The 12,663-nt window shown below is 72.1% G+C and carries 12 protein-coding genes; 5 read left to right on the top strand and 7 right to left on the bottom strand.

Annotated elements, in window-relative coordinates:
- The first annotated feature begins 1 nt into the window (after window position 1).
- The gene (locus tag HNR10_RS10925; RefSeq protein WP_179822901.1) at window positions 2–640 is read left to right on the top strand and encodes a response regulator; all 639 of its coding nucleotides are present in this window, start codon (window positions 2–4) and stop codon (window positions 638–640) included.
- Between the two features lie 819 nt (window positions 641–1,459).
- On the opposite strand, the gene HNR10_RS10920 is transcribed toward HNR10_RS10925, so the two are convergent.
- Entirely contained in the window at window positions 1,460–2,629 is a 1,170-nt protein-coding gene (locus HNR10_RS10920) for a PAS domain-containing protein (protein ID WP_179822899.1), read from the bottom strand.
- Window positions 2,630–2,794: 165 nt separating this feature from the next.
- On the opposite strand from HNR10_RS10920, the gene HNR10_RS10915 reads away from it, so the two are divergent.
- Both HNR10_RS10915 and HNR10_RS10910 read left to right on the top strand, forming a co-directional pair.
- Window positions 2,795–3,556 (top strand): ANTAR domain-containing response regulator, encoded by a 762-nt coding sequence (locus HNR10_RS10915; RefSeq protein ID WP_179822897.1) that lies wholly within the window; start codon window positions 2,795–2,797, stop codon window positions 3,554–3,556.
- A 92-nt stretch (window positions 3,557–3,648) separates the two neighbouring features.
- A complete protein-coding gene (locus HNR10_RS10910) occupies window positions 3,649–4,011 on the top strand; it encodes an STAS domain-containing protein (RefSeq protein WP_179822896.1) in 363 nt (120 codons plus the stop codon).
- Between the two features lie 125 nt (window positions 4,012–4,136).
- Here HNR10_RS10910 and HNR10_RS10905 read toward each other — a convergent pair whose 3' ends face one another.
- From HNR10_RS10905 to HNR10_RS10895, 3 genes are all read right to left on the bottom strand, one after another.
- Window positions 4,137–5,405, bottom strand: coding sequence for an aminotransferase class I/II-fold pyridoxal phosphate-dependent enzyme (locus HNR10_RS10905; RefSeq protein ID WP_179822894.1), 1,269 nt, complete (start codon window positions 5,403–5,405; stop codon window positions 4,137–4,139).
- 156 nt (window positions 5,406–5,561) lie between these two features.
- Window positions 5,562–6,482, bottom strand: a complete 921-nt coding sequence (locus HNR10_RS10900) for an anti-sigma factor RsbA family regulatory protein (protein WP_179822892.1) — start codon at window positions 6,480–6,482, stop codon at window positions 5,562–5,564.
- Window positions 6,483–6,631: 149 nt separating this feature from the next.
- On the bottom strand, window positions 6,632–7,909 hold the full coding sequence (locus HNR10_RS10895; RefSeq protein ID WP_179822891.1) for a glycosyltransferase: 1,278 nt from the start codon (window positions 7,907–7,909) through the stop codon (window positions 6,632–6,634).
- A gap of 812 nt (window positions 7,910–8,721) precedes the next feature.
- On the opposite strand from HNR10_RS10895, the gene HNR10_RS10890 reads away from it, so the two are divergent.
- A complete protein-coding gene (locus HNR10_RS10890) occupies window positions 8,722–9,483 on the top strand; it encodes a PP2C family protein-serine/threonine phosphatase (RefSeq protein ID WP_053616403.1) in 762 nt (253 codons plus the stop codon).
- 99 nt (window positions 9,484–9,582) lie between these two features.
- Here HNR10_RS10890 and HNR10_RS10885 read toward each other — a convergent pair whose 3' ends face one another.
- The 3 genes from HNR10_RS10885 to HNR10_RS10875 form a co-directional block, all read right to left on the bottom strand.
- Window positions 9,583–10,197 (bottom strand): copper resistance CopC family protein, encoded by a 615-nt coding sequence (locus HNR10_RS10885; protein WP_179822889.1) that lies wholly within the window; start codon window positions 10,195–10,197, stop codon window positions 9,583–9,585.
- 67 nt (window positions 10,198–10,264) lie between these two features.
- Window positions 10,265–10,810 carry a copper resistance protein gene (locus tag HNR10_RS10880; protein WP_312889205.1) on the bottom strand — a complete coding sequence of 182 codons (546 nt, stop codon included), beginning with the start codon at window positions 10,808–10,810 and terminating at the stop codon, window positions 10,265–10,267.
- 269 nt (window positions 10,811–11,079) lie between these two features.
- Complete coding sequence (locus HNR10_RS10875) at window positions 11,080–11,343, bottom strand: WhiB family transcriptional regulator (protein WP_053616404.1); 264 nt, start codon at window positions 11,341–11,343, stop codon at window positions 11,080–11,082.
- Between the two features lie 842 nt (window positions 11,344–12,185).
- Here HNR10_RS10875 and ectA point away from each other — a divergent pair.
- Window positions 12,186–12,656: a diaminobutyrate acetyltransferase gene (gene ectA, locus HNR10_RS10870; protein WP_246407014.1), complete on the top strand. Its 471-nt coding sequence runs from the start codon at window positions 12,186–12,188 to the stop codon at window positions 12,654–12,656.
- The last annotated feature ends 7 nt before the right edge of the window (window positions 12,657–12,663 follow it).

The raw sequence follows: 12,663 nt of genomic DNA, 5'->3' as shown, positions 1-12,663 counted from the left end.
CATGACCCAGAAGGCCAACATCCTTCTCGTCGACGACCGCGACGAGAACCTGATCGCGCTGGAGGCGGCGCTCACGTCCCTCGACCAGAACCTGGTCCGGGCCAACTCCGGTGAGGAGGCGCTCAAGCACCTGCTGGGCACGGACTTCGCCGTCATCCTGCTGGACGTGGTCATGCCCGGCATGGACGGCTTCGAGACGGCCGCGCACATCAAGCAGCGCGACAAGACCAAGGACGTGCCGATCATCTTCCTGACCGCGCAGGAGATCGACCGGCACCAGGTCTTCCGGGGCTACGCGTCCCGCGCCGTGGACTTCCTGCTCAAGCCGTTCGACCCCTGGGTGCTGCGCTCGAAGGTGGAGGTGTTCGTGGAACTCCACCAGCTCAAGTCGCAGATGCGCGAACAGGCCAGAGCCCTGCAGCGCGACCTGGGGCAGGAGACCGGAGAGCCCGGCCGAGTGCTGGCCGAACAGCTCTCGCAGCGCTCCCGGCAGGTGCAGTCCGACCTCGCCGAGCTGCGCGACCACGTCATGACGCACTACCAGGACACCGACCAGCCGCTCGTGGAGGGCGTGCGCCGGATGGACAGCTCGGTGTCACGGCTCTCCACCCTGGTCGACACGGTGCACGGGCCTTCGTAGGGTTCGGGGCGCTTCACGCCGGGTCCTTCGTCGTCGCTACTGCCTGGCTCGCAAGCTCGCTGGCGGCAGAGACTCCTCCTGCAGGCACCGGCGCGCCCCTCACCCCTGTGTTTTCTTGGGGCCTCCGCTCGTGCCCACGCCGTCGCCCGCCACCACCCTCAACGGACGCCTGCGGCGCAGTCCTTCTAGCTTTGGCCCCGTGCTCGGGGCGCTGGGAGGCCAGTGTTCTTCGTCGTCGACTTGCCTTGCTCGTTCCTCGCTGCGGCCCCGTCTCCTCCTGCAGAACACTGGCGCGCCCCTCACCCCTGTGTTTTCTTTGGGCCTCCGCTCGTTCCTCGCTTTGGCCCGTGCTCGGGGCGCCGAGTAGCCAGTGTTCTTCGTCGTCGACTTGCCTTGCTCGTTCCTCGCTGCGGCCCCGTCTCCTCCTGCAGAACACTGGCGCGCCCCTCGCGAACCCCCCAGCGGTCCCCAAAGCGCGACGGCCTACCTTTCACCCCCTCGGGTGGACTTAGGCCGTTCTCGTGCGGCTTCAACCCCGTGGACTGAGCGGCCTGCTTCCCCCTTCGGGGCTGAGGCGGGCCGTTGTGTGCGGCTTCAACCAAAGGGGGTTAGGCGTGCACACGTCGGTCTACGTGAACCCCAGGGGGTTGGGCGTGCGCGATGTGCTCGTGGGGACCACAGGGGGTCTGTCCGGGCCAAAGCGAGGAACGAGCGGCGGCCCAAAGAAAGCACAGGGAGGGCGCCGACGGGTCCTGGAGGGCCTGGAGGTGCGTTCCTGAGGAACGAGGGAATGCACCGGAAGGCGCGAAGGGCCCGTCTTCAAGGCGCCCGAGGCGGGAGGGCGAGGCCGATGTGCTCGCCGATCTCCTCGATGAGGCCCAGGTCGGCCAGCCGGAAGCTGCCCCGGGCGCTGCGCCGGATCAGGGTGAGCGCGCCGCGCACGCCCCGGCTGCCCCGCAGCGGCACCGACAGCAGCGAACCCGCTCCCAGCGCGGCCAGCAGCGGCACCCCGGACGCGGTGTGGCCGAACACGCCCTCGTCCTCGATGAGCGGGAAGAGCAGCGACTGGCCGCGGCCCAGCACCTCGTCGAGCACGTCGCCGTCCCCCGGCGTCGCGGCCGCCACCGCCTCGCGCAGCACCACGGGTGCGTCCGCCGGCCCCGCGACCTCGGCTCGGCGCGCCGCCTGGGGGTCGCCGGGCAGGTCGCACACGTCCACGACCACCCAGTCGGCGTAGGAGTCGGCCAGCAGGTCGGCCGCGTCGGCCAGGGCGAGCGGCTCTCCGGCGCCGCTGGGGCCGGCGCTGCGCAGGAGCAGGCGGGTCATCCGGGTGAGCACGTCCAGTCGACGGGCCGCCAGCACGACCACCTGGTCCTCCACCTCCGGCTCCAGGGGGGAGGGGCCCTCCTCGTCGGCTCCGCCCATCGGCGGGGACATCGCGACCAGGACGAGCGGGTGCGGCTCGGTCGGCAGCTCCAGGCGGGTCAGCGTCAGGTGGACGTCCTCGGCCCAGCCGCGCTGGGCCAGCCGGGCCTGCACGGTCGTGGACCCGCCGCCGCGCAGCACCGAGGCCAGCCACGACTGGAGTGCCGCGCGTTTGCGCAGGTCGACGAAGTGCGTGAACGGTTTGCCCGTGAGGTAGCCGGGTGCGCTCCCAAGATGGGTGGCGCCGGCGTTGTTGATCCTGCGGATGTAGCCCTCGTGGTCGAGCAGTACCACCGGGACGCTGAGCTCGGCGAACATGGCGCGCAGAAGCACCCGGTCGCCGTCGTCGCCCTGGCGCCGGGGCTCCGGCTGCCCGCTGTAGGACCGTGCCAGTTCCGCGCCGGCGTCGGTGAGCAGGCGTTCGGCGTACTCCAGCTCGGTGAGCGCGGCCTCGGCCGTGCCCTGCGCGTCGTCGGGGTACATGGCGTGGGTGCTGCGCAGGGCGGCGACGCGTTCACTGAGCGCAGTGGTCTCGCGCTGCAGTCCGGCGAGGTTCTCGGACACGCTCGGATCTCCCGGTCTTCGTCGACGGCGTCTTCGGCAGTACCCGCTCCGGGGCGCTACGACACCGTTGTCCCGGTGCCCCGACCCCGACGCTAGTGGATGTCCGGACACGCTGACGTCCGAGGCTACGGTAGAGGGGGCCCCGACGCGGAAGGAGGCCGTACGGTGTGGATCGAACGCCTGGCCCGCGACATCGGCGCGTTGGGGCAGAGCGAGGGCACCACCCTCGAACGCGCGCTGGACCAGATGAGCCGCGCCGCCGCCCTGGGCGTGCCCGGGTGCTCGGCCGCGCTCGTGGTCGTCTGGCGCGAGGTCGAGGGGCCCGACGGCTCCGTGCGGCACGTGGTGGCCGACTACGGGGCCTCGCACGCGGACCTGTCCGCCGCCCTGGAGCACCAGTACACCAGCGACGAGGGGCCGACCGTGGAGGCCGTGCGCGAGATGCGCCAGGTCAGGGTCGGCGACGTCCTGCGCGAGCACCGCTGGCCGCGGTACACCAGCATGGCCGTCCAGTGCGGCGACCGCTCCTCGGTCACGGTGCCGAGCGAGCTGCCGGGCGACGAACGCGTCGTCACCTTCGGCGTCCACTCGGCCCGGCCCGACGCCTTCGACGAGGACGTGGTGGTGCCGCTCACCGCACTGCTCGCCGAGCACGCCGCGGCGGCCCTGCACAACGTGGGACGCCAGGCCGACGCCGCGCGCGAGACCGCGCACATGCGCCGGGCCATGTCCGCGCGTACTGTGATCGACCAGGCCAAGGGGATCATCATGCACGCCCGCGGCTGCGACGCCGACGCCGCCTTCACCGCGCTGCGGGAGGTGGCCCAGCGCAACCGCAAGAAGGTCGTGGACGTGGCCCGCGACCTCGTGGCCGAGAACACGGGACCGCAGCAGAGGATGCGCCGTCCCGGGACGGATGGCCGGTGAACGGGCGGCCAACCCTGCGAGACGAGTCCCGAGCGTGACCCTTTGCCGCCATGATGTGGTCAGGGGCCGTCCGTCGACAAGGAGAACCGAGCGTGACGACAGACATCTCGACCCGCCGCGAGGATGGCGTCGTCGTGGTCACCCCCGTGGGGGAGATGGACGCGGTGACCTCCCCCGCCCTGGCCGACGTCCTGGAGGGCGTCCTCCACGAACTCCCCGTGGGCGTGGTCGTCGACCTCGCCAAGGTCGCCTTCTGCGACTCCCGCTGTATCGGCGTGCTCGTCGCCGCCTACCGCCACGCCCGTGACCAGGGTCTGGGACTGGTCGTCGCCGAGCCCCAGCAGCAGGTGAACCGTCTGTTCGTCATCGCCGGCATCGACCAGGTCATCCCGATCCTGCCGAGCACCGGCGCCGCCGTGGAGTCGCTGCGCGACCAGGGCGGCCCGAAGGACTAGGGCGTGTGTGACGGATACTCGCGGACGGCATCCGTCACACACGCCCTAGGAACACGTTCCGCGGATACGCCAGGGGGCGCGCCCCGGGTGGTCCCGGAACGCGCCCCCCTTCGCTCAGCGGCGGATCAGGCGCCGGCGGCCTTCTCGTAGCCGACCAGGCGCACGCACACCGTCAGACCGTGCATCGCGCGCTCCAGCTCGGCCAGGCCGGGGAAGCTCGGAGCGATGCGGATCGTGGCGTCGCGCGGGTCGTCGCCGTAGGGGTGCGTGGCCCCGGCCGGGGTCAGCACGATGCCCGCCTCGGCCGCGCGGCGCACGACCTCCTTGGCGCAGCCCTCGACGACCTCCAAGGTGACGAAGTACCCGCCGTCGGGGTCGGTCCACGTGGCCAGACCGGTGCCGCCGAGCTCCTCGGACAGGATCCGCTGGACGGCCGCGAACTTGGGCGCCAGCAGCGCGCGCTGGCGGTCCATGTGCGCGCGCACGCCCTCCGCGTCCCGCAGGAACTCCAGGTGGCGCAGCTGGTTGACCTTGTCCGGGCCGATCGAGCGCTTGGAGTTGTTGGCGGTCAGCCAGTCCACGTTGGCCGCGGAGGAGCCGAAGAAGCCGACGCCCGCACCGGCGAAGGTGATCTTGGAGGTCGAACCGAACACGAACGCCCGGTCCGGGTGCCCGCTCTCGGCGCACAAGGCCAGGAGGTCGGCGATCTCGACCGGCTCGTCGGTGAGGTGGTGCGCGGCGTAGGCGTTGTCCCAGAAGATCCGGAAGTCGGGGGCGGCGGTCTCCATCCGGGCCAGCCGCGCCACGGTCTCGTCGCTGTAGCTGACACCGCTGGGGTTGCTGTACTTGGGCACGCACCAGATGCCCTTGACCGCCGCGTCCTCGGCGACCAGGCGCTCCACGACGTCCATGTCCGGGCCGGACCCGTCCATGGGGACCGCGACCATCTCGATGCCGAAGCGCTCGCACAGCGCGAAGTGCCGGTCGTAGCCGGGCACCGGGCACAGGAACACGATCCGCTCCTGGTCGGCCCAGCGCGACTCGGCGCCCGGCATGACGCTCAGCAGAGCGTGCACGAGGCAGTCGTGCATCATCTCCAGGCTGGAGTTGCCCCCGGCGAGGAGCTGGTCGGCCGGTACCTGCAGCACGTCGGCGAAGATCGCGCGGAGCTCGGGCAGGCCGCGCAGGCCGCCGTAGTTGCGCACGTCCGTGCCGTCGGCGGCGGTGTGGCCGCTCGGCAGGTCGAGCAGGCCCTCGGACAGGTCGAGCTGCTCGGGCGCGGGCTTGCCGCGGGTCAGGTCGAGCTTGAGGCCCTGGCCGGCGAGGTCCTTGTAGTCGCGCCGCGCCAGATCGAGGAGCCCGGGCAGGGAGTCATCGCTCATCTGGGTGGTCATCGTGTTTCCTCCTGGTGTTCTTCGCGCGCTCACCGGCGCGCGACGGGGGTCCCGGTGGTCCTGGAAGCGGGTCGGCGGACGTTTGCCGAGGATACCGAGGGACACGGTGTGGCCTGGCATCGGTGGTCGGCGGTCCGGCACCGTCGGCGCGACGGCTCAGGGGTCGAGGAAGTGCAGGCGGACCAGCGAACCGTCGGCGTCTCCGCAGATCTCCAGGAAGTCGCAGGTCTGGCGGGTGATCCACAGGCCGTAGCCGCGCGGGCGCATGGTGTCGGCCGGCCGGTAGCCGGTGAGCGGGTCCGCGAGGCCGCCGCCCTCGTCGAACACGTCGCACACCCACCGGCCCGGCGCCCGCCAGACGCTCACCGTGCCCTTGCCCGCCCCGTGTTCCAGCACGTTGGCGGCCAGTTCGTTCACGGCCACGACCAGGCTGTCCACGCGGCCCTCCGCCAGGCCGACGGCCGCGCCGAGCGCGGTCAGCTCCCGTCGCAGCCTGGGCAGCGACATCCCGATGTCCAGGCGGTGCACCGGGCCGGTGACGGGCAGGGGCTCGGGCTCGGCCGGCCGCGAACCGAAGGCCTCCGTGCCCAGGTAGCCCGGATTGGCGGCGGGGCCGCCCGGACCGACCAGCACGGGATGGGTGGCCCGGATCGCGGCCCGGACGCGCGGCGCCAGTCCGCGGTCGTCGTGCGCGCACAGCAGCCGTAGCCGCATCGGTGCCAGGGCGGTGCACAGGACGGACTCCAGGCGCATCCACTCGCGGAACTCCATGGACGTCCCGGACGGCAGCGGGGGCTCGGCCACCACGACCACGGGCGCGGGGTCGTGCGCGAAGGCCAGGCGGTGCAGCGCGGCCAGGGCCCGCCCCGGGGCGTCGTAGAGCCGGCCGGGGTCCGTGACGTGCACCCTGGAGCGTTCCGCGGGCTCCAGGCCGGCGGTCACCTCGGCGGCACGCCGGTCGTCCACCGCCAGGACGGTGTGGGCGTTTTCGCGTAGCGCGGAGCGGAGCCGCTCTCGGGCCACCTCGTGGAACTGCCGGTCGCGGCGGAAGAGCAGTCCCTGGTGATCGAAGGTCATCTCTTGGTGATGAGCTGCGCCGTGCACGGGAACGCCGGGGTGACTCGGCGGCCCCTCCGGCGTCCGGGATGTACCCGTAGTGTTCCCGGTCCCGGGGAAAGGATGCCCCGGGACCGGGACGACGTACGCGGATGGTGCGCTGACACGGTTCAGTGTGAGGCTCCGGACAGCAGGAGGCCGTCCACCTCGTCCTCCTCGTCGTCGTCGTGCTCGACCTGCTGGGGGCGGGACCGCTGGTAGGCGATCTCGGTCTCGATGGCGATCCGCTGCCAGGTGAACCGCGAGCGGGCGCGGTCCACCGCGGCGATGCCGTACGCGGAGCTCATGGTGGGCGTGTGCAGGACCGCCCGGACGGCGCGCGCGACCTCCTCGGGGCGCCCGAAGCGGATCAGGACGCCGCTGGTGCGGTGCAGGACCGCGCCGGGCACCGCGCCGGTGGCGGTGGCCACGACGGGCAGCCCGCAGGCCATGGCTTCCAGCACCGCGCCGCCGTAGGGGTCGTAGGAGGCGGCGGAGACGTAGACGTCCGCGGAGCGGAGCAGGCGGGGCAGCTCCTTGCGGTCCACGGGGCCGGTCAGGTGGACGCGGTCGTCCACGCCGGCCTCCTTGGCCAGCAGCTCCACGCGCCGGGCGTTCTCGTCCAGGGCGACGTCGAGGTCGTCGGCGGTGGAGACGAGCAGCAGTTCGGCCTCGGGCAGCCGCGTCATGGCCTCGACCAGGCGGTCGGCGCCGCCGGCCTCGGTCAGGGACGTGACCGACACCAGGCGGGGCCGCTCCTCGCGGCGCGACTGCCAGTGCTCGGTGGACGCGCTGCCCTCCACGCTGAAGTGGTCGGTGTCCACGCCGAAGGGGACGACGCTGACCTGCTGGCGCGGAACCCCCAGCCGGGCGAGCTCGCCCTGCTGGTCGGTCGAGTTGACCAGGACGTGGTCCACGCGCGAGGCCAGGACCGACTCCATCCGGGCGCGGTCGGGCCGGTGGGCCAGCCCGGAGCGCTGCTCGCTGGCGTTGAGCGAGTGGAAGGTCTGGACGATGGGCGTCGTCGCGTGGTCCCGGCCGGTGTGCGCCTGCGCGTGCAGGGCGGCCAGGCCGCTCGTCCACCCGACGGCGTGCAGCACGTCCGGGGCGTCCTCGTCCAGGGCGCGGGCGAGGGCCGTGCCGAAGGCGCCGGTGTGCTCGGTCTGCTCGTCGCTGGCGAGCGGCCGCCCGGGTCCCGCGTCGAGGTAGGTGACGGAGACGCCCCGTGCCATCCGGGTCCTGCCGTCCGGCTGGTCCGGGGAACTGCGCCGCGCGTACACGGTGACCTTGTGGCCGCGTTTGGCGAGCTGTCGGGACAGCGCGCACACGTGCAGGCTCGCGGGGCAGGCCGGCTCACCGCGGTGCGCGGGGAGGGGGTTGGCGTGTTCGGCGACCATGGCGATCTTCACTGGACTGGACTCCTTGGACACATCACGGTGTCCGTCGTGGGTGGGCCCGAAGGGACTCCTGAGCGGGGACGGAATCCTTGCGGGCGGTACATGGGAGGCGGCGCCGCCGGGGGCGGGGACGCCGCGGGGCGGGGGCGCGGCGGGAGGAGAGGGCCGCTCGCGGTCAGGGGGGAACGGGGTCCCGCGCGGCGGGCGCGGTGCCGGGCGGCGAACGCAGGGCAGCACTGAGCACCGTGCGCACGCTGCGCACACGGTGGCCCGGAGGCGGAATGAAACGGAAGGGAAGGGGAAGACGCAAGGAGACCACACCAAACGACCGGTCGAGGAGAGCACCGAGGCCACCGCCGGGCCTGAGGGCCGCGCGCGGGGCGGTCGTGTGTGTCTGCGTCTTAGACACCCAACGGGATCCATTCTGCCAGACGCTTCGGAACGCGACAACGCCGTGCGGGTGACCGACACGGGACGAAGGTCCCTTCCGTGCCGTCCGAAAAGACCCGAGAACCCCGAAGCCCACGCGTTCGTCCCACCTTGTGGCGGGCACTGTCGGCTCGGTTCCAACACCGCTAGTGTCAGACGCGGACGCGGGACGCCCCAGGCGCTCCGCACGTGCCCGACACAGCGCTTTCGGTGGCCGGAAGTAGGCCTGGAACTGCGTATCCGGGTGTTTTCCGCCATGATGTACGCGGATTTTGACCGACTCCTGCGGTGGCTCGGTACGGTTACAGAATCCAGACGTTGAACGGGACTCGACCAAGGTCCGGCCGCACGTGCCGGGCGACCGGCCACGGCCGACGAAACGGGAGGAAGGGCGTATGGGTGTCGCTGGTGGGGAAGTCATTGTCACGGCCCTCACGCACCGGGGCGCTATCCGCCCCGCCAACGAGGACGCCGTCGTCATGGGTGCCCTGACCGTGGCCAGTGCGAACATGACGTCGCCGGTGCGCTGTGTCCTGCCGGTGGGCGAGCCCGTCATCCTCGCCGTCGCGGACGGCATCGGCGGCCAGGCCGCGGGCGAGATCGCCTCGGAGCACGCGGTGCACCGGATGGCCGAGATGGGGCCGAGGCTGAACGGTCCCGAGGAGATCGCCCAGCTGCTGAGCAACATCGACGAGGAGATCAAGGACCACGCCACCCAGCACACCGAGTTCTCCGGGATGGGGACGACGGTCGCGGGAGTCCTGCTCAACAACGACGGCAACTTCTGGTTCAACGTCGGCGACTCGCGTACCTACCGCCTGGAGGGCCGCCGCCTGCGCCAGCTCTCCGAGGACGACTCCCCGGCCCTGCCGCCGTCGGAGGACGGGCGCCCCGTCACCACGAACTTCATCACCCAGTCCCTGGGCGGCAGCTCCGGCGGCTCGATGGTCCCGCACGTGGGCCGTGACGAGGCCGCGGACCCCAGCGCCTGGCTGATGTGCAGCGACGGCCTCTCGGACCTGGTCCTGCCCGAGGAGATGGAGCGGATGATCGCCGAGGCCGGCAGTGACGAGGCCGCCGTCCACGCCCTGTGGCAGGCCGCCATGGAGGCGGGCGGCAAGGACAACATCAGCATCCTGCTGGCCCGGCGCGTCTAGCGGCCGGACAGCGGAACGCGGGCCCGGACACGGTGACGTGTCCGGGCCCGCGTTCCGTCGGTGCCGTCTCCGGACGCCATCACGGAGCGGGGTCGACCGTCAGGACTGCCCGGGGCGGTTGCGCAGGCGGACCGCCACGACCACGACCGCGCCGATCCCGGCGAGCGCGACGAGGCCCACGACCACGAGCGCGGCCACGGACGGGCCGCCCTCCTCGGCCTCGGTCGACGCGGCCGGCGACGGGTCGGCGTCCTGCCCCTCGTCCTCGGCGGCCGGAGCCTCCTCCTCGGCCGGCTCCTCGGACTCCTCCGGAGCCACGGCGGCGGCCGCCTCCTCGGAGACGGTGAACTCCAGCGTGTCCTGGATGGGGTGGCCGTCGGAGGAGACGACCTGGAAGGCGATGGTGTAGTCGCCGCTCTCCACGACCGGCAGCAGCGGGACGGACACGTCGGAGCCGTCGAACGCCAGGGCGCCGTCCTGGTACTCCTCCCCGTCGGGACCGGTCACCACGATGGCGCTGGCGTCGACGCTCTCCATCGGCGGGTTGTTGAAGGACAGCACGACCTCCTCGGGCACCGTGTCCAGGGTGTCGCCGTCCTCCGGCGAGGACCCGGTGAGCACGTCGTGCGCGATGGCGGGCGCGGGCGCCAGGACGAGGGCGGCCGCGGTGAAGGGGATCAGTGCGGCCGAGGCCGCGGTGCGCAGGATGGTCATGGTCTCTCTCTGGGTCGGGATGCGGTTCGCGCCCGGTCCGCGGCGTCGGTGCGCGCGGTCCGGGTCCTCAGGGGGCGGTGAGGAGGGAACCGGGCGGCCCTCGCGGGCCGTGTGCCCGCACCGGCGTCCACCGCGGGCCGGAGGCGGCCGGCGCTCCGGGCGCCGGCGCCCACGCGCCCAGGGGCGGACGGGGCTCGCGCAGCAGCGGCGGCAGCGCCCGCCCCAGGAGCACCGCCAGGAACCACAGGGCCGACTCGCCGTGGGCGAGCAGCGCCGAGGCCAGCAGCGCGGCCCACAGGTGGGCCAGGAGCATCCCGGGGGAGAAGCCGAGCGTGTGGGTGAGCAGCCCGTGCGCGGAGTGGCCGGTGCCGGCGAACGCCGCACCGGCGCCACCCGACCCCTGAAGGGCCAGGTGCAGCACGAGCTGGACCGAGGCCAGTACGGCGAAGACGTCGCCGAAGCCCCGCATGATCCGGGTGAAGTGCCACAGCACGGGTGTGAGGATCGCCGTGGCGAGGAGGAACCCGCCGCCGCTCGACGCCGTGTCCGCCCACAGGTGGTGCCCCGCCCAGCTCAGACCGGTGCACGCCCCGGCGAGGAACGCCGTGCGCACCAGCCGGAGCAGGCCGTGCGCCGGCGCGATGAAGGCAGGGCCGGGCCGTCGGCCTCCGTCAGTGGGAGGTGCTGCGGCCGAAGGCCGTCCTCTGAGGGTGGTGGCGGGCGACGTGAGGGCGGTGGCACGTCCCTGCGCGGAGCGCCCCCGACGGGCGAAGGGGTACACGGGACCGAACCTAAGCGGTGCCATGGCCGGTCGCAAGGTACGGACGCGGAAGGGCCGCCGGGCGCGGTCGTCCGCGATCCCGACGGCCCCGGGGCGACGCCTCAGGAGGCCGGAACGAGTTCACGTCGCATGTAGCGGCGCTGCTCGGGGGTGGTGCCACCCCAGACGCCGTGCGCCTCTCCGGCCCTCAGTGCCCACCGCAGGCACTCTTGGCGAACAGTACAACTGCGGCAGACGGCGACGGCCTGCTCGGTGTCGACGCGCCCGATCCCGGTGCTGCTCACCGGAAAGAAGATCTCCGGGTCGTACGAACGGCAGTTGCCCTGCTCGACCCAGTCCTCGCTCTCGTGGTACAGGCGGTTCACGGGCGCCTCCGATCCGTGGCTTGTGGTCCGTGGCCAGTGGCCCGCACCGTGTCTCCCACGGCGGGGTCAGCGAAGCTCGCGCTCCCGTCACCGGCCAGAGGTGATCGACCCGGCTGGACTGCGGCGACGCGATGCGACCAAGTGTAGTACTACATGGGGTCGTACTACACAGAGTCTGCGCCAAAATCTCCGAATCATCAAGGACGTCGGCGGTCGTTGGACCCGTTCTGCCCACCCGCGCGTCAACAGAGGGCCATGTGCCGTTCCCGAGTCGGCAACGCTGGGAAGGGCCCTCGGGGCGGGGGATCCGCAGTGCACGGCGGTGCGGGCGGCGGGGGCGATGTGCCGCGTGACGTGCGGATCGACCCGGTTCGCGCGTTATGTCGCGAGGTTTCCACCGAGTTGATGTGACTTAACGCACGCTTAATATTGCTCGTTCAGGCTCTATGTTTGACCCTGACGGCCGTGGTACGCCTTCGGCGGACCCCTGCGCACGGGGGTGCCGGCGGCCCCCGGCGGGGGTACCGAACCGCCTGATCGGGGCGGCGTCAGCCGCTGTGCGGGCGGGGTTGTGGCCCCGCGTGAATGCCCAGGTCACAGACTCGGACCGCTGTTAAATGAACAAGCCATACCCGATGCGGGCGGGCCGAAACATCTGCGCGGAATCTCCCTGAAATCCCATTGACGTTCGTTCGCTATGTTCGATCGACGTGCCACATCAACGAACGAATCTCCAAGCACGCGATCACACTGACGCCGGAGCCGAGCGCTCCGAGACCACAGGGGCCGCGGGCCATGGAGGCGTGCGCCTGTCGCACCCGTCCGTGGAGGACGGTCCGCACATGTGGCGGCTGGCGGGAGCGACGGGAATGGACGTCAACTCCCCGTACGCCTACACGCTCTGGTGCAGGGACTTCGCGAACAGCAGTGTCGTGGCCAGGGACGCCGACGGCCGTCTCGCGGCCTACGTCACCGGCTACGTCCGTCCCGACGACCCGGACACCTACTTCCTCTGGCAGGTCGCCGTCGACTCCGCGTACCGCGGACAGCGGCTGGCCCGCCGGATGCTCGACTTCATCGGCGACCGCATCACCGAACGGGGTATGACTCACCTCGAAGCGACCGTTACACCGGACAACGCCGCATCCCGCGCGCTGTTCGCGTCGTTCGCCCGTGACCGCGGTACCGAGGCCGTGTGGAGTCCGCTCTTCGGCGTGGAGCACTTCCCCGCCGGAGGCGACACGCCACACGAACCCGAGGACCTCGTTCGGATCGGCCCGTTCGGGCCGCGACCGAGCCAAGGGCGTGACTGAACATCCG

This window comes from Nocardiopsis aegyptia, from assembly GCF_013410755.1.
Taxonomy (GTDB): Bacteria; Actinomycetota; Actinomycetes; order Streptosporangiales; family Streptosporangiaceae; genus Nocardiopsis; species Nocardiopsis aegyptia.
Note: the sequence above shows the minus strand (reverse complement) of the source record. Positions and strands in the feature narration are given on the sequence as shown.

Excerpts from the sequence above, each read along its gene's own strand:
- HNR10_RS10885 (WP_179822889.1), bottom strand. The coding sequence starts at position 10,197 with ATGACCATCCTGCGCACCGCGGCCTCGGCCGCACTGATCCCCTTCACC.
- HNR10_RS10890 (WP_053616403.1), top strand. The coding sequence starts at position 8,722 with ATGGGTGTCGCTGGTGGGGAAGTCATTGTCACGGCCCTCACGCACCGG.
- HNR10_RS10900 (WP_179822892.1), bottom strand. The coding sequence starts at position 6,482 with ATGACCTTCGATCACCAGGGACTGCTCTTCCGCCGCGACCGGCAGTTC.
- ectA (WP_246407014.1), top strand. The coding sequence starts at position 12,186 with ATGTGGCGGCTGGCGGGAGCGACGGGAATGGACGTCAACTCCCCGTAC.
- HNR10_RS10925 (WP_179822901.1), top strand. The coding sequence starts at position 2 with ATGACCCAGAAGGCCAACATCCTTCTCGTCGACGACCGCGACGAGAAC.
- HNR10_RS10905 (WP_179822894.1), bottom strand. The coding sequence starts at position 5,405 with ATGACCACCCAGATGAGCGATGACTCCCTGCCCGGGCTCCTCGATCTG.